Source organism: Njordella calcicola (genome assembly GCF_056494125.1).
The window spans coordinates 6,159,590-6,181,582 of record NZ_CM151396.1; the positions used below are offsets into that span (position 1 = coordinate 6,159,590).

A 21,993-nucleotide genomic window follows, 5' to 3' on the forward strand; every position below is an offset into this window, starting at 1 on the left:
CCTTATTGGTTCAACTCGACGTAGCGAGTCATTTCCTCTTCATCGATGAATTCATCGTGATTGACGTCGATGCGAGGAAAGACGTGGAACGCGAACTCCGAAGGCACTTCGCGTTTGGATATACGACCATCACCGTCTTTATCGAGCGCTTGCATCCGTTCAGCGACGCGCTGCTTCACTCGGGCGGCTCGTGTCGCTTGCCAATCGTTGTTGGGCATGGCAACTGTGGATGAATGCGTGGGCTTTTGTTTTTCTATCGGCTGAGCCACCGCAAAAAAGACCACGGCCATTTCTTCCCAAGTTTGATCGCCCCACATGACATACTGCGATGGGTCAGGATTCACAAAATTAGATTCGCTATTATCAAAGCTGGCGGTAAAACGAACGTCGTGCAGAGTACTCAAATCGATTGGTTGAGGGTAAATGTAATTGTGTTGCCAATTAAAATCATAATGAGGGACGTTCAGCAACATTTGTTGGCCATGATCGGTACTGGCGACCACTTGAAAACTCTTTCCACGCACGTGCATATGGGGCGAGAGCGAGAGCAGTTTGCCTGAAGCTGGCATGCGATGCACCGTGCCTTCGATTTGATGATTGGCAGCGTAAGGCGGTATCTCGAAATTCTGCTGCAATCCCGCAACCGAGTAAACTTGGTGGCTCACCTGTGATGGATCCGCATAATGCAGTTCGATGGTGGAACAGTCAAATTGCTCGACGCCATTGGGGGTGTAGTGCATTTGAAAGACAAAGCGTGAGCCAGCAGCAATCCGCTGAGCATAACCTGCGGGCAGTTCAGCGGTCATTTGTCCTGGCACGTACGCTGCCAACAAGCCGATGTTTCGAAAGTCTTCATCATCAGGCGGACGTACAAACACGATGATATGGTGAACTACGGATCGATTGCCGGGTAGGACTTCAGCCAGCCGCACCCATTTATCTTCTTTTAATCCCGGGTCAACGACGAAGTATTGATAATCTACCGTTCCATCGGCAGGGACCTTGAACGGTTGCTGGTTCATCTGCACCCGCAAATCTGGTTCGTTCTTTGCGGCTGGTGTTGGCGCTGCTGACTCATCGATTTTCGTTGTTGCATCGCCATAAGGCATACCGCTGGCAACCCATTGTTCCAAAATCACTTTTTCATCGTTGGGCATAGCACGCGCGTTGGCGAAATCGACCGAATCGTCGGCGTGCCAAGGTGGCATCCGATGCTGCTGGACGACTTCGATGATCATATCACCCCATCCGACCACTTCTTCATAGTCCGTTAACGAGAAAGGGCCAATCTCACCAGCGCGATGGCATTCCACGCATCGTTGCTGAAGAATCGAATGGACCTGTCCGGTATAAGTGATTGAGCTATTGAGGTCTGTCTTTTTGCGATAAGTGATCTTGCAGCCAAACGGCTCGGTCTTAGCAGCAAAGTTGAATCGTCCAGCGAGCAGCGCGTCGATTGCCTCTTTCAAATCATGAGATTTCGCTTCTTCACGAACCAACCCCGGCATGTATTGATCATCGACGCGACCTTGGTAACGAATCGCGCCTTGCCGATCGATCACGTAGACCTGCGGATTGCGAGTCGCGGCAAGCTGTCTGGCTACCGACTGGTCTTGGTCTTTTAAGATCGGCATGGAAAGCTTCAATTCGTTTCGAAACGCTTTGAGGTCCTGCAGCGAGTCTTGGTCGTTGGAGTTAATCGCAAGCACGGCTACACGCTTGGCATCCCAGGTTGCTTTCATGGATTCCAAACGTGCCATGTAGAATCGTGACAATGGGCATTCGGTCGCAAAAAAGCAGATGACGGTTAAATCAACTTGGCCATCAACGATCGATTGGGCCGATCCATCTATCGACAACAGCGATTTCATGTCGATGGAGTCTGGCCGTCGACTGAGTGAATCGCTGGCGGATATTGAGGTGGGTTCGACCTGCTTTTCCACTTGCGCCTGCGCCACCGAATGTGCCAGCAAGCTTAACAGGATGGCCATAAATATTGGATGAAGAGAATTACGCATGGGAGTCGTTGTTCAGATCTTGGCATGGAAGGTCATGCAGGAAATACTTTCCAGCTCCAACCGTTTGCTCAAATCATAACGATCTTTCCTGGCCAGAGAGGTAGCAAAGCTGAACATCGCCGCGAAAAAGCCGCTAAAATATGCTTCAAAAACGCGGACGCCTGCGGGTTAACGATACCGTTCAATTATTGTTCGTAGTACCAGATTTAGCCGGACACGCTTGCGGAAAACTCAAACGAATTCCGCCTAAAGGCGGGACTACGAACAACCGTACCCGCTTCCTTGAACGATACTGCGGCCACTCGCAAGACCGTTGACTAAACTTATAAAACTTTCGCGAGTAAATTCATGACTGCAACTTCCGCGATGCGATTGCCAGCAATCACACTGTTTGTGCTGCTGGCTGGACTAGTCTCCATTGTCCATGCAGAGCCATTCAATGCCGATCTTTTCAAACGCGAGAACTTGATCGCATGGTGCATCGTACCCTTCGATGCCGAAAAGCGTTCGCCGCAAGCTCGCGCTCAAATGCTGAACGAACTAGGCTTGCAACATTTTGCTTACGACTACCGCCCTGAACATGTTCCTACCTTTGAAGAGGAAATTAAACAGCTTAAGGACCATCACATCGAACTGACTGCTTGGTGGTTTCCAACAACGCTGAACGAAGAAGCTAAGCTCATTCTGTCTCTGTTGAAAAAGCACAATGTGGCCACACAACTATGGGTCATGGGCGGCGGCGATGCAGGATTGTCAGGTGACGCTGAAGAAGAGTTTATCCAATCCGAACTTAAACGATTGCGGCCGATTGCAGCGGCGGCCGCGGAAGCGAATTGTACCGTGGGGTTTTATAATCACGGCGGCTGGTTCGGCGACCCTCGCAATCAAGTCAAGCTGATCGAGCGACTGGACATGCCCAACATCGGCATCGTATACAACTTGCATCATGCTCACGATCAAGTCGAGCAGCTTCAGGAGATCTTACAAGCAATTAAGCCTTACCTGTACGCGATCAATCTCAACGGCATGCAAGTCAACGGAGATAAAATCGGCGCTAAAATTCTGCCGATCGGCGCAGGTGAACTGGATCTGCATTTGATGAAGATCATCGGCGAGTCAGGGTATACTGGTCGCATCGGTATCCTTAACCATACCGATCAAGATGCGAAGGCTCGCTTGGAAGATAACTTGTCTGGATTAAACTGGATCGTAAATCAATTACAACAAAAACCTACCGAAAGGCCGCGTTGGAGATCATTCCCATAGCGGCAGTCAAAAATGAATAAGTTCCTTCCGTTACTGCTGCTCTATGTTTTTTCGATTCCAGTCAATCAGGTCAAAAGTCAGTCCATCGCGGACAAAATCGCTCAAGCGGAATCGTTGGACGATAGATGGAATCAACCGCTGTACCGTGATGCAATTGAGCTGCAATGGTTAGACGACGAAGAACGGTTCGCTTGGTATTCTGTGAGAATTAGTGAAACCGAGCTGGACTATGTACTCGTCGATACCGAGCGAAAACTCCGCGAGCTAATCCTAACACCCGAAGAGCTTCTTCCACGGTTGAATCAGCAACTTGGAAGCGACCATCAGGGGTTGCCTGAGCTGAGTGGCATGGCTTTAACGCAAGATGCACGTCATTTCACATTTGCAGTATTTGATCGACGATGGTCTTGGGATCGAGTGGATAAGACATTGCTGGAATTGACATCGGAAGCTGCAGCTACTGGGCAAGTTGGTTTAGAGCCGCTGAAGCGTTGGCGCAATTCGCGAAACAGTAGCCGTGATTCAGGCATTCGATTTGACAATCAACTCCCACAACCGGTACGACTGCTGTGGGTTGATCCTTCGGGCAACAAAGTGGCCTATGGTGAAGTTGCTGCGGCGAGCCAACGCGAGCAGCATACATTTGAAGGCCACGTGTGGCTGGTGGAAGACTTGCAAGGCAACTCCCTGGCCATGTTCCAAGCGACTCATCGCAGCGATAACGCGGTGATCCACGCAAACTTGCCGACAGTTCCGAAGCGTCCTTCGCGATCGCAACGAAATCAACGCAGCGCACAACACCTCTCGCCCGACGGTCGCTTGGAAGTCACGCTCGATCAACGCAATGTCACCGTCGTCAATGTGGAATCAAAGGACACCTGGATTGCAACCACCGATGGCAATGCTACCGATGGCTTTGATGGCCCTGTATGGTGGTCGCCTAGTTCGCAACACTTCGTTGTCTTTCGCCGTGCAGTTGGTGATCGACGCCAAGTTACCTTAGTAGAATCGTCGCCCAAGGATCAACTGCAACCCAAACTGCATACGTTCGATTACGCCAAACCGGGTGATAAACTTGATCAGTTACAGCCCTATTTGTTTGATGTGGAATCGAAGTCGGCAAAACCGATTCCGACAGAAAGCTTTGAAAATCAATTTGATTTGCAAGGACGTGGATGGAACTCTGAGGGAACGGAGTTTCGGTTTGAATTCAATCAACGTGGGCATCAAGTTTTCCGAGTTCTCGCGCTGGACACCCATGGCGCGGTCCGCACACTGATCGAGGAAACGTCGACGACTTTTTTCTGCTATTCGCAGAAGCACTATCTGGAATTCCTGGACGATCGCCAGCAAGCGATTTGGATGAGCGAACGCGATGGCCACAACCATTTGTATCTGTACGACCTGAAGACCGGCGAAGTCATCAGGCAGTTGACTCAAGGTTCCTGGGTAGTCCGTTCGGTAGAACGTGTGGATCGAGAGCAGAATCAAATTTGGTTAGTGGTCAGTGGGATGGACCCTGATCAAGACCCCTACTTTCGGCATCTTGTGAGGGTCGATCTGGAAACAGGATCGCTTGTGCGATTGACGCATGGCAATGGAGACCACCAGTGGAGCTTTTCTCCCAATGGTCGCTGGTTGATTGATCGTTTCAGTCGAATCGATACTGCGACCCAGTCTGTGCTGATCGACGCCCAGTCGGGAGAGTTCGCAACGGTGTTGGAGACGACTGACGATTCGAGGCTGCGTCGCCAAGGCTGGAAACCGGCGGAACCCTTTGTTACGAAAGGCCGTGACGGGCAAACGGATATCTTTGGCATCATCGTGCGGCCAAGTGATTTTAAAGAGAGTCGAAGATATCCGGTGTTGGAATACATCTATGCGGGGCCTCATGATTCTTTTGTGCCGAAGCGATTTGGGCGCAATCGCCTGTTAGAGAAATTCGCGGAGCTTGGCTTTATCGTTGTTCAGATCGATGGCATGGGAACATCGAATCGCAGTAAAGCTTTTCATGATGTGTGCTGGAAGAACTTAGGCGATAGTGGCTTCCCAGATCGCATCGCTTGGCTGAAGGCCGCTGAGCAGAAGTACCCCAACTTTGACTTAAGTGGCGGAGTGGGTATTTGGGGTGGATCCGCCGGAGGGCAGAGTGCCTTGCGAGCGTTGTTGGCTCATGGTGATTTTTATACCGCTGCGGCTGCAGACTGTGGTTGTCATGACAATCGCATGGATAAGATTTGGTGGAATGAGCAATGGATGGGTTGGCCGGTGGGCGAGCATTACGCCGACCAATCCAATGTGAGCAATGCAGCCAAGCTTAAGGGTCGTTTGCTGTTAACGGTGGGAGAGCTGGATCGCAATGTCGATCCTGCTTCGACGATGCAAGTGGCAGCGGCATTGATACAGGCCAAGAAAGACTTTGAGTTGATTGTATTTCCTGGCGCAGGCCATGGCATTGGTAGTTCGCCCTATGGTCAGCGGCGAACCATGGACTTCTTCTTGCGCTGGGCGAATAAGTAAGTTTCCTTCCTGACGGCAATAGACTACAAAGTGCAAGATGTCGGAAGCGAACAACGGTCAAGCTTTTGTACAGATTACAGGACTTGCATTTGCTTTGTCGCGCGGAGGCGAGGAGGAAATCCTGTATCTCAAGTGCACCCCTCTGCGTTCTCCGCGTGAGCCATTCTTGTTAATCACGATCAAATAGATCGGGATTGAAAGCGCGTAGGAAGCGGCGGCCTTTGTAAATGGAGTACGCTTCAAAGGCTCCGACAGGACGAGCACGACCGGTGGCTGGGTACCATAGGACTTCACTGCCGTCGGAGACCACGACGCCTTCGACGCTGCTGTGAGTTGCTGATGCAATCAACACCGATTCGCCCATGAAGCTACCCAAGAATTCCGCCTGCACGTCGCCATACCCAGTCCGCTGCAACGACTCGATAATGCTGGTGGCGATGTTCAGTTGCGAGAGGTTAAATTCGCTGCGCGCGATTTCGAAGATCTCCGGATGTTCCGCATGCCAACCCGCAAACGCAGCATAGATGTCTAACTCGGGCAGTTCTGCCATGTCCGCCGAGAATGCATGCGTCAGCGGACCGGCGATGCCGATGTTCGAATACTGGCCATTGGCCAGCGGATAGACAAATCGAAAGAGGTAACATGTCTGCGGTTCGGTATAGCCGGGCCACATCATGATTCGCTGGTCAATCAATTCTATATGATGCGGTGCGATACCAAAGTTTTCTGGCAAAGCTAACCACACCGCCAACAATGCTTCTGCTTTCGATAACTCGGTGCGCCACGTATCTTCGATGTCGTCCAAGAAGTCCAACTCTTCGGCATAATGCAGGACGCGAAGCCGCGCCATCGGCTCGGCCGCCAGGTCAATTAGTAGCTTCTTGCCGCGATCATCTCCCAGTCGAGTTAGAGCCGCCGCAGCCTCGCAAGCGATGCGACGGTGCCGCAGATTGGCAGCTTGGTACAGCGTCTCGACTGCTTCTTCGGCTTGCATTAGCCCAAGCGTGTCGCTCAAAGCGATGCACAGGGCAACCGATTCGTCCAGGATGCGTTGGATCAGTCGGATGTCGCTGCCAAAGCTGGTGGGGTCCGACTCCAGTTTGGACAGTCGCGATACTACGGCCGATAGCAGTGAATTCAATCGCTCGCGAAACGGTGCCGCCGGATGCTCAATATCCGCCTCATGCCGCATGGCCCAGTTCGCCAGATCAAGCACCGAGGCGATCGTCGTCGGATGCTCCAAGGCCGCCAGGAGATCGGGAAACAGATCGTCAGACTTCCAGTCGCTGCGGCGAGTCAAGGTTTCGACGCTTGATACCGCAGCGCGGTAGTGAGCGGGCGGGGCAGCCACCAGCAACTGGCCCCAAACCCGCACAGCCTCCAGGCTGGGCAGAGTCAGAATCGTCCTCAAAATCCGCTCTTCGGATTGGAAGGCATGGAACGGTTGCAGCGTCCTGTACAACTCGCTCCAGTCCTGCAAGATGGCAGTGCACAGTTCTTGCAGATGACCAACATCCGTCGACTTGGAATGACGCAGCTTGTGCAAAAACTGCTGAATCCAAACCGCAAGATTGTCGACGACTTGGTCCACACGGCGGGCCGTTAGCTCAATATCGCGACTTTCCGCAAAATATTCTTGCAGAAACTCGGGCAACTGGCGCAGCAGGTGGACGGGCCATTCTAATTCCGAGGGCGCAGCCAACCGACCAGTGGGTGGCAATTCTTCCTGACGCAGCGCCGCAGCTTGTAATTCCTTTTCATCTGGGGCTCCGATCCATAAAAACGTTTCTTCCAGCCAACCGTCGACAGGTTCCATGTGGTTCTCGATTTGCAAGGTGATTTCCGTAGCTTGTAAGCTGTTTTGCTCTAGTTCGCTTAGGTTTTAAGGCGTTTTGATGGGCTGGGGCGAATTGACCAACGACCAATGCGCAGATAACGTATGGGTAATGAGACAACAAACAATGAGTAGTGATCCAACAATCGTGATAGAGGAAGTTTTGCAAAAGGACAACTTAGATCAAGATGGCGTTGATCAATTTGATCAGATGGATCTGTCCCCCATCATGCTCCGGGCGTTAAAAAAAGCGGGCTACGTCGATCCCAGCCCTATTCAAGCACGCGTTATTCCCAAAGCGCTTGAAGGCTTTGATATTCTGGGGCAAGCGCGTACTGGGACCGGAAAGACCGCTTCGTACGCAATTCCAATTTTGGATCAATTGGACCCACTGAGCTACTCGCGGAACCCCCAAGCGTTGATACTTGTGCCAACACGAGAACTGGCAACGCAAGTGACCGACGAATTTGTGAAGCTGGCCGAAGGCGTCCCCACCAGCGTGGTAGAACTGGCCGGCGGCAAGCCAATGGACCGACAACTAAAACAATTAAAGAACGGTGCCCAAGTGGCCGTCGGGACCCCCGGTCGCGTTATCGACCACATGCGACGTGGGTCTTTGGTCATGTCCAACCTCTGGTGCGTGGTTCTCGATGAAGCCGACCGTATGCTGGATATCGGTTTTCGCCCGGACATCGAGCGGATTCTGCGAAACTGCCCAACCAATCGCCAGACGCTGCTACTGAGCGCGACATTTGACGAAGAGATCCGCGAGTTGACGAAGAAGTATCTGTTTGAGCCGGTACATATCGATTGCTCCAGCCGCAACATGTCCGTCGACACGATCGCTCAGCGTTATATCACCTGCGAATCGCATCAGAAGTATGACTTATTGATCAAGCTGTTGCAGCGCGAGCAACCGCCGCAAGCGATCATCTTCTGCAGGACGAAACTTGGAACGGCGAGACTGCATCGCAAGCTGGAGGAATCCTTGGCAGAAGATCCTGTCTTGAAGACAAAACGCGTCGAAACGATTCATGGCAACATGTCCCAGCCGCAGCGTGACCGCGTGTTCGCTCGACTGCGCAGCGGAACAATTGACCTCTTGGTAGCCACCGATGTGGTGGGACGCGGAATCGATGTATCGACCATCTCGCACATTATCAACTTTGATTTGCCACAAGACTGCGATGATTACGTCCATCGCGTCGGGCGAACTGGTCGTATGGGACGCGAAGGCATCGCCTTTTCGTTCGTGAGCCGTGACGACGGAGTGCTGCTGACCGATATCGAACAACGCATTAATCGCTTGTTGGACAAAGATGAATTGTCGCTGCCGGTACTGGGCAGCGGGAAACGACTGGCGGCCAGCGAAGCGGCGGCGGCGGCATCGGCTGAAGCAGCCGTGAAGGCAGCTAAGCCGACGTTGTTCAAGACTCGACGACGCGTCACACGTCGACGATAAGTTGTAAATATCGTTTAACCGCGTGCCCATCGGGCCGCGTTGATATCACTGATGCACGCACGCGGGGCGATGCCAGTGCGGTTGAACGAAGTTCTTTCGTAGGCCGGTAACCAGCAAAGCGATCTAAGCGCCGGAACATCGATCGCTGAAGGTTAGTAAACGTCGCTGGTTTATAGCGTGGTTACTTGATTAGCTTTGCGCAGTTCCGGCAATGGCAGAGCGACCTTGTTGCCGTTCTACAAGACCAACGCGTGCGGCTAAAAGAGACGATGCGAAATCAATGGGCGGGTGAGCGTTGAGATGGCGTTCCCTCCCCGGTCGCTCGTGTTACTCGCGTCCGACCCTCCCAAACGGGAGGGTGAAGAATCCGCGTACGCCTACGGCTGACGGTTAAACGAAGAACAGCAGTAGGCCGGTAACCAGCAAAGCGATCTCAGCGCCGGAACAACGGTCGCTGAAGGTTAGTAAACGTCGCTGGTTTATAGCGTGGTTACTTGATTAGCTTTGCGCAGTTCCGGCAATGGCAGAGCGACCTTGTTGCCGGCCTACAAGACCAACGCGTGCGGCTAAAAGAGACGATGCGAAATCAATGGGCAGGTGAGCGTTGAGATGGCGTTCCCTCCCCGGACGCTCGTGTTACTCGCGTCCGACCCTCCCAAACGGGAGGGTGAAGAATCCGCGTACGCCTACGGCTGACGGTTAAACGAAGAGGCCCGCTAGCGATTCACTAAATGCTACTTGGCGGTTAGGACGCGTTGCAATTCTTGCAAGCTCGTTAAGCCCAACGCGACGGCCAGGATGCCCTCTTCTTGCAAACCAAGGTGCCCATTCTGCTTGGCGAACTGACGGATCTGGTCCGGCTGGCTAGCGAACTTGAGCACCGCTTTGCGGAAGTTGTCGTCGATGACCAAAAACTCAAAAATCGCCACTCGACCAAGATAACCACGACCTCCGCAGTGCGCACAGGGCACGATCGGATTGCCCTTTTCATCGACGCGCTTGTCCGGCGGAGGCAGAACAAAGGGCTGATAGAGTTTGGAGACTCTGCCAGGCGGAATCCCAAGCTTCTGTAACATCTGCGGCGTCGGCGCGAAGGGTTGCTTGCAATGGTCGCACAAGCGTCGCACCAACCGTTGGTTCAATACCCCATGCAGCTTCATCAAAATCTCTTTGGCATGGCCGCGGTGGGCGGTGAGCAACTGCAGGACCGCGTCGACGGTGCCATTTGAGACCAGCTTGGTCACAATATGCTTCTCAGGACCTGTGATCTGCTCCAACAACGCCTTGACGACTTGATCGTCGTACAATCGCGGCATCACGAAAACGTCAGGTTGCTTAAGCAGCACGTAATTGAGTCGATCGATCGGCTTTTCGCCTTCGTCAGTCTTGATCTTGTGCTGCGTCACGTTGATCATTTCGGGGTCGGGATCAGCGCCATCTTCTAAAGAGACCCAGTCGCGAACAAATTTATCAGCCGTTTCCAACGCGACTCGCCACGTCGTCGGCAAGCCATGGCCGGCAGGAGCGGAAATCACCACAATACCGCCGGTGCCGTTGATGACTCCCCGGAATTGCTCTCGCATCGAATCGCGCATGCCCAGCTCTTCCATCGTTTTGAGCGTCGGCTTTTTGGTCTCGAAAGTGATCAACACTCGCTCGCCAGCGTTCACGCCTTGCGACGTACACTCGACAATCCAGTCGATTTTATTGGACAAGATCCCCATCGAGCCATTTTGCCTAGCACGACGTTCGTTCGGGTTCATGCCAAAGAGTTTTTTGAACACCACCAAGGCCGCGTCGCCAGTCGGGCGATCCATCGGAGGGTTATTTTCCCAAACGCCGTCGACTCGAAATCGAACTGCCGTTGCGTTGGCCGAAAAGTCCATCAAAATTCGATCGGCTCGGGACAACAACGCGGTGCCTAACAGGCCAAGTGCAGTTGGGTATCCGGGCAATTGGCGGCTAGCGACCAAGACCCCTTGCGCCTCATTCTTGGGATAGGCCGATAGTTTGAGGTCCAGCGTGGGCAACACGGGCCCATCATTGTTGCTGGTGTTGGTATTGCTGGTGTTTTTGCGTCGTAGAAGTGCCATGAATTTTGATATTGATGAGGTGGAATTTTTATACAGTGGCAGGCAAGCTCCGCCGTGCCGTCTGCCTGCGTTTTTGTGGCGGCACACGGAGTGTGCCTACTACTTTGGGTTGGCTTAAATGATACCAGGTTGCGAAACGTTGATACCTTTGAGCGACATCTTGAGTGCTTCGGGGTTCGGGGCGACTTCGAACGCTGTTGGGCGGTCGATCAACCCATCGTCAATCAACTGCTTGAGACTCATTGTAAAGTCCTGCATGCCATCGGCCGCACCGATCCGAATCGCGTCGGCCAACTTTTCATCCTTGCCTTCCAGAACCAGTTTTTTGATCATTGGGCTAAACGACATGACTTCGCAAGTCGGTACGCGTGAGACGCCTTCCTTGATCGATTTGAGTAGTTTCTGCGCGATGATGCCCTTCATGTTAAAGGCCATCGCATTGCGGATCGCGGTATGCATCTCTTCGGGGAACAAGTCCAAGATACGGCCAATCGTGGTCGGAGCACTGGAGGCGTGGATAGTACCGAAAACCAAGTGACCTGTTTCTGCCGCATGGATCGCGGTCATAAAGGTCTCTTGGTCACGCATTTCACCGACCAAGATAATGTCCGGGTCTTCGCGAACAGCGTGCTTCATCGCAATCTCAAAGTCTTTGACGTCCACGCCGACTTCCCGTTGGTTGATCAAGCACTTATCTTCGCTGTAAACGAATTCGATGGGATCTTCTAGCGTGAGAATGTGTTTGCGATAGTTGCGGTTAATCCAGTTCAACATTGACGCGATCGTGGTACTTTTGCCCGAACCAGTCACACCAGCGAGTAACACCATCCCTTGGTCGAACTTGCAGAAGCTCTCCATCACCGGTGGCAGATAGAGCCCTTCGAAGTTTGGGATGAAGTTATTGATACGACGAGCGACTAAGCCTGGGCGACCAAGCTGCTTGAGCATGTTGACGCGGAATCGCCAGTTCTCGCCTTCGACTTCAACGGTGTACGAAAAGTCCGCGCCGCCTTCTTCTTCAAAAATACGTCGGTTGCGTTCATCCAGCATGGGGATCAACAAACGCACCATCTCTTCGACATCAATGGCCGGTCGATTCAGCGGACGCAGGTCCCCTTTGACACGAACGATTGGCGGAGATCCGACTTTCAAGTGCAAATCGCTGGCCTCGGTCTTCACCGCAGCACGAAATAGTTTATCGACCTCCAGTTCCTTTTTGGTCTGGAGCAATTGACTGGCCAGACGGTCGGCGGCGGAAATTTGCGGACGAGATGCCTCGATTGTTGCCATTGGTTAGCTTCTACTCCGTGAACGCGAAAGGATAGATAAACGGCGGAACGAAAGGGTCGCAAGGATGAGTCGACTTCGGAATCATTGTAGACAACGAGCGAGAATTCGCCCAGATTTTCCGTGAAATCCTATGTCATAAAACAAACTTCGGTTCAGTTTGGCGCGGCAAAAGCTGCCTTAAAGTGCCAAGTTGGCCTTCCAAGGGCTCTATAACTGCGAAAACAAAACCAAACCAGCCGCTGGACATTTGCAGCGGCTGGCAGGAATGGTTGGGTTAAGCATCGAAAGGGCTTGAAAATCAGGCCGACAATTTCTCGCGGACCTTTTCAAGCAGTTTCTTGGTGGCCATGATCCCTTCATAAGAATCTCCCGGCCCCTCAAATTCAACCCCGACGTAACCACGGTAGCCCGCGTCGACCACAATTTTCATGATCTTTTCAAAGTCGGTGGCGGTCTCATTGCCCTGGTCGTCGAAGTTGTACGACTTGGCACTCACACCCTTGGCAAATGGCATCAGCTCGGAGGTGCCAAGGTAGCGGTCATACTCTTTGGACTCGCGACCGCGAGCGATAAAGAAGTTGCCGAAGTCGGGAAGCGTGCCGCAACGTGGATGATCGACTGTTTCCATGACCGTGGCCAACCAACGGCCATGGCTGGAAAGTCCACCGTGGTTTTCGACGATGACATTCAAGTCATAGGTATCGCCGATCTCCGCCAAACGACGCAGGCCATCAGAGGCCAGCTTGATTTGCTCATCATAACTGCCGCTGGACGACGCATTGACGCGAATCGAATGGCAGCCTAATTCCGCGGCCCACTCCAACCACTTGATGTGATTGCGAACCGCCGTGATTCGCTTCTTGGTGTCGGGATCGCCCAAGTTGCCTTCACCATCACACATGATCAAAACATTCTTGACGCCTGCGTCCGAAGCCTTCTTCTTCAAATCGGACAAATAAGCCTGATCGCGGACAACACCTTTGTAGAACTGGTTGACGTATTCAACCGCTTCGATGCCGAATTTTTCTTTGCTGATGATAGCGAAATCTTTTGGATCCAGCTTTTCTACATCGCCTCCACGCCCTGAACCTAGGAACGCAAAGAATTGGCGATTGAGCGACCATTGTGCGAGCGAGATATCGTAGAGCTTTTCACTCTTCTTCTCTTCTTGGGCCATTCCATGCCGTGCCATGGCCAAACCAGCGGTTGCCAGGGCGGCACCTTGCAAAAAGAATCGGCGATCTAATTGGGGATTCATAGGAGAGGTGGTACCTATCATTAAGGAAGGATGGAATTTGAGGCGAACAGGAAAGTTCGACGGTATGCGCCTAAGGCGTGTATTGTAGTACGAACGATTGCCGCGGCTAGCTTGGCGAAAAAATTAAGCAGGCGGGACGCCCGCGCACCGAAAGACGCCCACGTATCTACGGGGTTTCGGTCTTTTCTTCCGTAGCTGGTTCGGTCGTAGCTGGTTCGGCAGCGGCCTGGGCAGCAGGCGGTGCTGGCGATCGCTTCCTCGCCCGTGTCGTATCGCCCCCCATGATGCAGTGCAAGCCTGTAACCTCGCCGGATTCGTCGGATTGGAAACGCAGCGTCGCCGCCGTATAAGGAAGCTGGAATTCCAGATCGGAATGGGGCACCAAAGCAAAATCGTTGCCGTTAAAGTTCAGCTTCAATGTCCGACCCTCGCGACTGATCTTATATCGCTGCCATTGCCCGCTGCCATACTCGCCTACCAAGCGTTCCAGTTGCTCGGTCGACGGAACAAAGCTCACTGCATCGTAAGGCTGCGTCGGTGGCGGATAAGGGTAATCGGTTAGCTCGCGGACCCAAATGTTTCGATATCGCACAGGATTGCCATGGTCTTGCAAACTAAGCGGAGCTTTGGGGCCAATGTCGCGATAGGCTTGATGCTGAATCCAACTGGTCGGCCCCAGCGGTTGCGTGTGGTCTTGGACCAAAACACCGTTATGCAAGACCGTGATGGTCGCTTTCTCACGCAAGTCACCTCGAGCATCAAATTTCGCCCGGTGGAAGATAATGTCATACGATTGCCACTCGCCAGGCTTGCGCGACGCGTTGACCAGCGGCGGATACTGACCATACACCGATCCCGCTTGGCCATCGGCGTAGGTGCGGTTATCAAAGGAGTCCAGAACTTGAACTTCAAACAAGCCCATCAAAAATACGCCGCTGTTTCCACGGCCTTGGCTTTTGCCTTCTACCTTACTAGGCGCTGCCCACTCAATATGCAATTGCATGTCCCCGAACGCTTGGCGGGTAAAGATATAGCCGCTGCCCGGCACCGATTCCATCACTCCATCGACAATCTTCCATTGCGACGATTGTCCTTCGTTATCGCACCAAGCGTCCAAGCTCTGGCCGTCAAACAAAACGATTGCATCGGATGGAGCGGCCGCTGGAAGATTGGACTCTCCAGGCGTGACTACCGCGGGGGTGGGGCGATCCCAGTCATGGGCCTTCCAGCCAGTGACCAGTTGGCCGTAGACGCCGTGAGTCAATCCAATCGACAAAGCGATGGCAAGGAGTTTCGTTGAGTAATTCATCAATTGATCCGAAAATGGAGAGAACCGTTGCAAAATGGGAGCCGATGGGGCAAAAGCCAAATTCGTGACCCTTGCCCTCCGTACACTATCAGCTCGAACTGGGTCCTGATTGTAATTCGCAACAGGTGCGGTAGAAACAGGAGCTAGCGTTTTGTAATAGTTGGGTTTCGAGGTAAGGGGAGGAAATCGTCATGATGATGGAAGATGTGCTCAAGGCACTGGCGCGGATCGCCCCGCTGCATCTGGCTGAAACTTGGGACAACGTTGGCTTGCTGTTGGGCTGGCGAAACAGCCAAATCGACCGCGTCACGACGACGCTGGATATCACCGATGCTACGTTGCAGGAAGCGGTTGATCGCCAAGCGGACCTTATCGTTACGCATCACCCGCTACCGTTCCGACCAATTCAAAAGATCACCAATCAGGATCTGACCGGTCGATTGATCTGCGAAGCTTTGCAGAATGGCATTTCTGTGTACTCGCCGCACACGGCTTGGGACAACGCGGAAGGTGGCATCAATGACCAGTTAGCCCGGGCAATCGAGCTGGTCGACTGCCAAGCCTTGTCGCCTCGCTCGCAAGATGATCCATTCACCGGTTCGGCTCGCGTTGGCCGGCTTCCTGAACCGGCGACCATCCAGGAACTGTTGGATCGATTGGTAGCTACGACTGGCGTTATCGATGCGCCACGTTCGAACTATGGTCTGCATCACCCTGTCCGCCGCGTTGCGATCTGTTGTGGCAGTGGTGGCTCGATGCTACCGCAAGCCATCGCGATGGGCGCCGATGCGCTGCTGACTGGCGAGGCCACTTACCATCAATGTTTGCAAGCGACCGCCTGCGGAGTTGCGATGGTCATGATCGGGCATCACCGCAGCGAAGCGTTCTCGATGCACACGTTGGCTGATCGAATTGCAGCGGAAATTGAACTGAAAGAAGTCTGGGCCTGCCAAGCCGATCGAAATCGTTTGTAAAGGCTTTATGCGATCTCAACGCTAGTGCTATAACTGCACGACGTCCCTCCTATTGCATCCGATGGCGCAAGGCTGATCGGATGCAACACAAGGGTGACCTGCTGGCAGGACTCACTTAAACAACGGCCGTTTCGCCAAGGACTTCAGCGTCACATTTTCGTTTTTGCAATCTTCGTCGCAGAGCCACTAAACCCAGGCCCGCTGCAACGAGTCCCGTGGTGGTTGGTTCTGGGACGGCGGTGACGCTTAGATTAAAGGTTCCCAAGCTGGTGACTGGTGCACCCAGGCTATCTAGGCCTTGGATGTTGAACACCAAGTCGTACTGGCCCAATTCCGAGAAACCGTAAATGTAGTGGGCATGGGCATAGTTCCCGAAATCAGCGCTGAAGTCTGAAGCGGCTGTTTCGAATTGCATGACAGGATTGTTGAAGGCATCGCGTCGGAAAAGCGCAAACTCGCTTCCCAACGGCTTGGTTGATGCGTCCCAGTCCAACGTCATGCGAAGGGTTGCAAACTGATCGACGGCGACAGTTTGGTTTTGATCGTTTACGACATTCTCGCGGAATCGCATTCGGACTCCCAAGTCGGGGCGTCCAGGTCCTGCAGAAGGTCCAATCGTGAAATAAGTTTGGCTGTTGGCAGAGTCTAGTTGCGGTTGAGTTACTAGCAGGTTTAGGCTGGTGAACGCCCGGTCGTTAGAACTGCCGCCAACACCACCGGGAGGCGAACCGTATGGTGTCCCGCCGGTCCAACCTTGGCCTTCAAGATTGTTGCTCGACGGCCGAAAAACTACGTCAAAAGAATCTGCGGTACTGTTGTAATAAAACGTCAGGTCAGCGCCTCCGCCGAAAAAATTGATGGTATCGGCGAAACCCACCGAAGGCGGAAGAATCGCCGTCGCCAGTATCGCCAAGGTCAGAATGTATCTCGTCATTTAGATTCTCCGCTGGAGGTAGGATAAATGGATGCAGCATGCCACTGCTGTCACTCGAAAAACCAAAAGAGTGCAAATGCATGCCGTATGCACATACTAGAAAGTTGTTTTTCGGTGTCAACTAGTGTGGGGGCCAGAAATCGGCGATTGTGATCAGGCCTAGGACTCGTCCCCGCTTTGTTTCCTACGTGCCGGTTTTGCTGCTACTTGGCAGTTCGGAAAACCGCTCAGGGGGAGCGGAAATCCGAAGACTGTGCTTTTTTGTGCAATAAAGTCCGTGTCAATGGCAATACAAGGAGTAGGTTTTTCTCAGGAGTGCAGCAGCAAAAGCACTTTTCGCCCAATCGGTAAGAACCTCCGCGAGGAAGATGAATGGTACTCGACGAAAACATTGCCGTAGGGCGAGTGCGAGCTGGTGCTGTTCTCGGGCAGGACGTCATCACCGATGACAACCAGATTTTGCTGCGGGCCGGCAGCCAGTTGACCAAAGACGACATCAAGTCGCTTCGGATGCACGGCATTACCGAGGTGGTAATTGCGGATCCTGCGTCCGACCAAGTGGTGGGCGGGGAGGGTTTGCTGCGACGAACGCGGCCAGGAGATGGCACGCGTCATCTTGAAGACGCCTTTCAGCCTGACGCACTTGGTAGCGACCAAGCGGCGGAACTGCTCCAGCAGTATTCTGACGAATCGATCGAGCAGGCTGAAAAGTCGCTGGACGCCGCAAGCGATGCACTGGCACGCGTCATCCATCGGTTATCTTGTAAACTGCCAGTACCAGCGGCAAGTCTAAGTGCGATTTGGATGGACTTCCAGCAAGTGGCACGTGCCGATTCGGCCGTTGCGTTGAGCACTCTGGCGTCGCGCAATATTGATCTGCAGTTGGAATCTCCCAGTAAAGCAATTTTGTCGCAGAGCGTTTTGCGAGCGGGCATTGCATCGGTGATCGCCAGCGAGTCAGGCTTGGATAATACGACCTGCTCGTCGATCGCGACAGCCGCAATGATGCACGACATTTCGCTGCTGGAAGAGATGCGGCCGGTGGTCGAGTCTTTAGCAGCGAACAAATTGTCTTATGCCATGTTGCAACGTGAGCATCCGCTATTGAGCGCTCACTTGTTCTCGGAAATTGACGGTATCAGCGCTTCGGTCCTGACCATGATCCGAGAAGTCCACGAGCAGATCGACGGCAGTGGGTATCCCGGCAAATTGTGTGCGGAGCAGATCAGTTTTGGCGGACGCATTTTGAACGTAGCGGATGCCTATGTGCGTTTGATTTCCGATCCGCACGAAGACCCTTACTTTCCAGCCGACGTCCTAGCGCACTTGGTATACCACACCAAGCAAGGGGCCTTTGATCGCGAAGTTGTTTGTCATTTGTTATCGGCATCCTCGATGTATCCCGTAGGCACCCCCGTCGTTCTTGACGATGATACGGGAGCAACTGTTTATCGCAGTTTAGGGAGCGATTTTACAAGTCCAGTGGTGATGAAGCATGACGGTAATTCGGAAATTGTGAATTTGCGAAACGTTGGCCAGCAGATCATCAAACCTTTGCAAGACGCTCGTCAATTGCGATCGCGCCGGATAAAGATGTCGACGATGTCGAATCGTTTATGGATTCCGGAAGCATGCTTGGTTTAGGCGTCCGGTAGCGGTTGGGTTATCGGCCGGGGATACATCCAAGCGGTTGAATTGGAGTACAATGGGAAGATGTCCTAAGTGAACATTTCTCGTTCACTTGGCCTGAACCAACCGATCCAAACTCCCGCTCACTTTCCAAGAACTGCCATCCATGACCCATTCACGGCGCAACTTTCTTGTCACTTCGGCTGCCCTCTCTGCCTCGGTGGCCTTGCCTTCACCAACGGTACTATCGCAGGCTCAGGCACCCAACTCGCCGGGCAGTCAGCCTGCCAGCAAGGCGAAATTCAAGCTAGGTTATGCTCCGCATGAAGGCATGTTTAAGAATTTGGCAGGCAATGATGTAATCGACCAAATCAAGTTCGCCGCTGATCAAGGTTTTACGGCTTGGGAAGATAATGGACTGCCCAATCGCGAAGTTTCGCTGCAGGAAAAAATCGGAAAGACATTGGACGATCTCAACATGCAAATGGGAGTCTTCGTCGCTTTCGGAAGCTTTGATAAGCCTCTATTCGTAAGACCTGACGAAACTTCGACGGCCATGATTTTAGAAACCATGCGCAAGTCCGTGGAGATCGCTAAACGAGTCAATGCAAAATGGATGACCGTAGTTCCAGGTTCGGTAGACCAGCAGCATGCCGATTCGACTTGGAACAGGTACGGTGGCGGGCGTATCGCTGAGGGATACCAAACAGCCAATGCGATCGATATGTTACGGCGCTGTGCCGAAATCTTGGAGCCACACGAATTGGTCATGGTGCTTGAGCCATTGAACTGGTATGCCAATCATGGCGGCGTATTCTTGCAACGCAGCGATCAAGCGTTTGCGATTTGCCGCGCGGTAAACAGCCCTGCTTGCAAGATCTTGTTTGACATTTACCATCAGCAAATCACCGAAGGCAACTTGATTCCGAACATCGACGCTTGTTGGAGCGAGATTGCTTACTTCCAATCGGGCGATAACCCTGGGCGCAAAGAGCCGGGGACAGGTGAGATCAACTATCGCAAAGTCTTTCAGCACCTGCATGCGAAAGGCTATCAGGGCGTCGTTGGGATGGAGCACGGCAATAGCCAGAAGGGTGCCGCTGGTGACCAAGCCGTCATTGATGCCTATCGTGCAGCAGATAGCTTTTGATAGCCAGATATATTGAGTGACTGGCAGATCAGAAAGGCCATCAATCAGTCCACCGCCCAAGTGAACTATTACGAACGAACATCGAGACCGATTTTGATTTTACCCGACCGACGACTTGGCAGCAGCGATCTTTTTGTAAGCCCAATTGCATTAGGCTTGTGGCCGATTGCGGGGATCACTTCCTTGGGAGCCACCGACGCGGCGAGTATTGCCACGATACAGCAGGCTCGGATCTGCGGCATCAATCATTTCGACACGGCATACAGCTATGGCTTGGATGGGCGCAGCGATCGTGTGTTGCGAGCGGCGCTCGATGGCGACTATCGCGATGTGGTAGTGGCCTCGAAGGTTGGCATGTATTACGACGAGCGAGGCGAGCGACGTTTGGATACGCGACCGGCAACGCTGCGCAGACATACCTGCGAGATCTTGGAGCGACTGGGCACAGATCGGCTAGACCTACTTTATTTGCACTGCGTGGACGCGGTGACGCCGATTGAGGAAAGTGCAGCATGTCTGGCTGATCTACAGCGAGAAGGTTTAGCTCGACATATCGGCGTGTCCAACGTCAACCAAATGGAGTTGGAAAGGTTCACCAAATTTGTTCAACCGGTCGCGTTGCAGTTACCGCTGAACATGCTGCAGCAGGAGGTTTATCGATCGATGGCACCGACACTGGCCAGCGGTCAGATTTCGTATGTCGCGTATTGGGCTTTGATGAAGGGCTTGCTAGCTGGTTCGATGGCGCGGGATCATCAGTTGCTCGAGCACGATCGTCGTCGCAGCTATCCGATTTACCAAGGGCAGGCATGGGAAAAATGCCAGGATTTCTTGGATGTTCTGCGGTCTATTTCGCAGGACAGCGGCTGGCCCGTCGCGAGGCTGGTCTTGGCGTGGACGATTGCGCAGGACGGCATTGGTTCGGTTTTGTGTGGAGCCAAGACACCAGAGCAAATTGCGGAGACAGCGTTGGCCATGGCTGCGCCTTTACCCGTGGATCTGCGAACTAGGATTGACCAAGCACTTGCAGAACATGCGGCTTAAGCTAAAACCAGCACCACAAACTTCACCCACAAGCTTGCTTACTTGCTTGCTCAATTTCCTGTCCGCCCCATCCAATAAGACGTTGCTTTCGAATGAACCTAGCCGACATGCTGCCTATTGCTTCGAAGGTGGCCGGTGTATTGATGGTGATGTTGGCAGGTGCGATAGCTGTTTATTTTGGCTGGTTAGATCGCCATGTGGACAAGTCGTTGGCGTCGGTAATCGCGAACGTACTTTTTCCGGCGTACTTTATTCAGAAGATAGCGGCCGGAGCACCGCTGGGCTCGCTCAATGAGATCTGGTATCCACCGGTGATTGGTTTTGCGACCACTTGTGTCGGTTTTGCGATGGCGTGGTTTGTGATTCGTATGATTGGGCCATGGTTTGGAATCACCAGTCCATTGGTTCAGCGAACCTTTGCCTTGACGACAGGTATCGCCAATTACGGTTACTTTCCGATTCCGCTCTCTGAGCAATTTTTCCCTGATGCATTCCATCCGCTTCTGATCCACAACATCGGCGTCGACATAGCGCTCTGGAGTGTTGGTCTGTTGGTGATCAGTGGCGAGATTCGGCAAGGATTAAAGCGGCTTGTTGGGTCGCTGCCGCTGTGGACCATGATCTTGGGATTAGCTGTCCAGCAGTTAGGTTGGGGGAACTACATTCCCGCGCCGGTGATGCAAACGTGCAATCTATTAGGTCCTTGTGCGATCCCTGTGGGCTTGATGTTGGGCGGCGCGATCATTGCGGAGAATTTCAGTGCCGTGAATTGGCGGCAGCGAGCTTCGATTTTAGGGCTGGCCTCGGTCGTGCGTTTGTTGGTCTTACCTATCCTGTTTTTGCTGACGGCGCGTTACGTTCCGATGACGAATGCATTGGATCAAGTCCTTTTGTTGCAGGCGGCCATGCCGGTAGCCACATTCCCGATTGTCATGACGCGATTATATGGCGGGGATATCGACACATCATTGCGGGTGGTGCTGGGTACATCAGCACTTGGAATCGTGACGATCCCGATTTGGATTGCGGTTGGCTGCTGGTATTTGGGGGTGCAGCTTAGTTAGTGTCGAAAACGCACGTTTCAAGGCAACTTGTCGGAAAACTCGATTGAATACGTTGACGACTCGCTATTGGACTGTTTCTTCGGCAAGCAAGAGGTGATAGGATAGTAGGTGTAGGCGGCAAAAATCAAAGCTTGGAAATGGGAGTTCG

At 53.0% G+C, this 21,993-nt stretch carries 15 protein-coding genes; 8 read left to right on the forward strand and 7 right to left on the reverse strand.

Features of this window, described 5'->3' with window-relative positions; all coding sequences use genetic code 11:
• Positions 1–2: 2 nt before the first annotated feature.
• Positions 3–2,018 (reverse strand): redoxin domain-containing protein, encoded by a 2,016-nt coding sequence (locus SH302x_RS23730; protein WP_479365350.1) that lies wholly within the window; start codon positions 2,016–2,018, stop codon positions 3–5.
• A gap of 348 nt (positions 2,019–2,366) precedes the next feature.
• Between SH302x_RS23730 and SH302x_RS23735 the strand changes: the two genes are divergently transcribed.
• Complete coding sequence (locus tag SH302x_RS23735) at positions 2,367–3,284, forward strand: sugar phosphate isomerase/epimerase family protein (RefSeq protein WP_479365351.1); 918 nt, start codon at positions 2,367–2,369, stop codon at positions 3,282–3,284.
• Positions 3,285–3,296: 12 nt separating this feature from the next.
• Positions 3,297–5,804: a prolyl oligopeptidase family serine peptidase gene (locus SH302x_RS23740; protein WP_479365352.1), complete on the forward strand. Its 2,508-nt coding sequence runs from the start codon at positions 3,297–3,299 to the stop codon at positions 5,802–5,804.
• Between the two features lie 169 nt (positions 5,805–5,973).
• Here SH302x_RS23740 and SH302x_RS23745 read toward each other — a convergent pair whose 3' ends face one another.
• On the reverse strand, positions 5,974–7,620 hold the full coding sequence (locus SH302x_RS23745; RefSeq protein WP_479365353.1) for a HEAT repeat domain-containing protein: 1,647 nt from the start codon (positions 7,618–7,620) through the stop codon (positions 5,974–5,976).
• 145 nt (positions 7,621–7,765) lie between these two features.
• On the opposite strand from SH302x_RS23745, the gene SH302x_RS23750 reads away from it, so the two are divergent.
• On the forward strand, positions 7,766–9,100 hold the full coding sequence (locus SH302x_RS23750; protein WP_479365354.1) for a DEAD/DEAH box helicase: 1,335 nt from the start codon (positions 7,766–7,768) through the stop codon (positions 9,098–9,100).
• A 734-nt stretch (positions 9,101–9,834) separates the two neighbouring features.
• On the opposite strand, the gene SH302x_RS23755 is transcribed toward SH302x_RS23750, so the two are convergent.
• From SH302x_RS23755 to SH302x_RS23770, 4 genes are all read right to left on the reverse strand, one after another.
• Entirely contained in the window at positions 9,835–11,193 is a 1,359-nt protein-coding gene (locus SH302x_RS23755; RefSeq protein WP_479365356.1) for an ATPase, T2SS/T4P/T4SS family, read from the reverse strand.
• A 114-nt stretch (positions 11,194–11,307) separates the two neighbouring features.
• Positions 11,308–12,483, reverse strand: coding sequence for a type IV pilus twitching motility protein PilT (locus tag SH302x_RS23760; RefSeq protein ID WP_479365358.1), 1,176 nt, complete (start codon positions 12,481–12,483; stop codon positions 11,308–11,310).
• Between the two features lie 298 nt (positions 12,484–12,781).
• Positions 12,782–13,741, reverse strand: a complete 960-nt coding sequence (locus SH302x_RS23765) for a sugar phosphate isomerase/epimerase family protein (RefSeq protein WP_479365359.1) — start codon at positions 13,739–13,741, stop codon at positions 12,782–12,784.
• A 166-nt stretch (positions 13,742–13,907) separates the two neighbouring features.
• Positions 13,908–15,050 (reverse strand): 3-keto-disaccharide hydrolase, encoded by a 1,143-nt coding sequence (locus SH302x_RS23770; RefSeq protein ID WP_479365360.1) that lies wholly within the window; start codon positions 15,048–15,050, stop codon positions 13,908–13,910.
• Between the two features lie 191 nt (positions 15,051–15,241).
• Between SH302x_RS23770 and SH302x_RS23775 the strand changes: the two genes are divergently transcribed.
• The gene (locus tag SH302x_RS23775; protein WP_479365361.1) at positions 15,242–16,024 is read left to right on the forward strand and encodes a Nif3-like dinuclear metal center hexameric protein; all 783 of its coding nucleotides are present in this window, start codon (positions 15,242–15,244) and stop codon (positions 16,022–16,024) included.
• A 115-nt stretch (positions 16,025–16,139) separates the two neighbouring features.
• Here the strand turns inward: SH302x_RS23775 and SH302x_RS23780 are convergent, their stop codons facing one another.
• Positions 16,140–16,958 carry a PEP-CTERM sorting domain-containing protein gene (locus SH302x_RS23780; protein WP_479365362.1) on the reverse strand — a complete coding sequence of 273 codons (819 nt, stop codon included), beginning with the start codon at positions 16,956–16,958 and terminating at the stop codon, positions 16,140–16,142.
• Positions 16,959–17,330: 372 nt separating this feature from the next.
• On the opposite strand from SH302x_RS23780, the gene SH302x_RS23785 reads away from it, so the two are divergent.
• From SH302x_RS23785 to SH302x_RS23800, 4 genes are all read left to right on the forward strand, one after another.
• On the forward strand, positions 17,331–18,602 hold the full coding sequence (locus SH302x_RS23785) for an HD-GYP domain-containing protein (RefSeq protein ID WP_479365364.1): 1,272 nt from the start codon (positions 17,331–17,333) through the stop codon (positions 18,600–18,602).
• A 151-nt stretch (positions 18,603–18,753) separates the two neighbouring features.
• Positions 18,754–19,737, forward strand: a complete 984-nt coding sequence (locus tag SH302x_RS23790) for a TIM barrel protein (RefSeq protein WP_479365365.1) — start codon at positions 18,754–18,756, stop codon at positions 19,735–19,737.
• Positions 19,738–19,830: 93 nt separating this feature from the next.
• Positions 19,831–20,781: an aldo/keto reductase gene (locus tag SH302x_RS23795; RefSeq protein ID WP_479365366.1), complete on the forward strand. Its 951-nt coding sequence runs from the start codon at positions 19,831–19,833 to the stop codon at positions 20,779–20,781.
• A gap of 92 nt (positions 20,782–20,873) precedes the next feature.
• On the forward strand, positions 20,874–21,845 hold the full coding sequence (locus tag SH302x_RS23800) for an AEC family transporter (protein WP_479365368.1): 972 nt from the start codon (positions 20,874–20,876) through the stop codon (positions 21,843–21,845).
• Positions 21,846–21,993 lie beyond the last annotated feature (148 nt).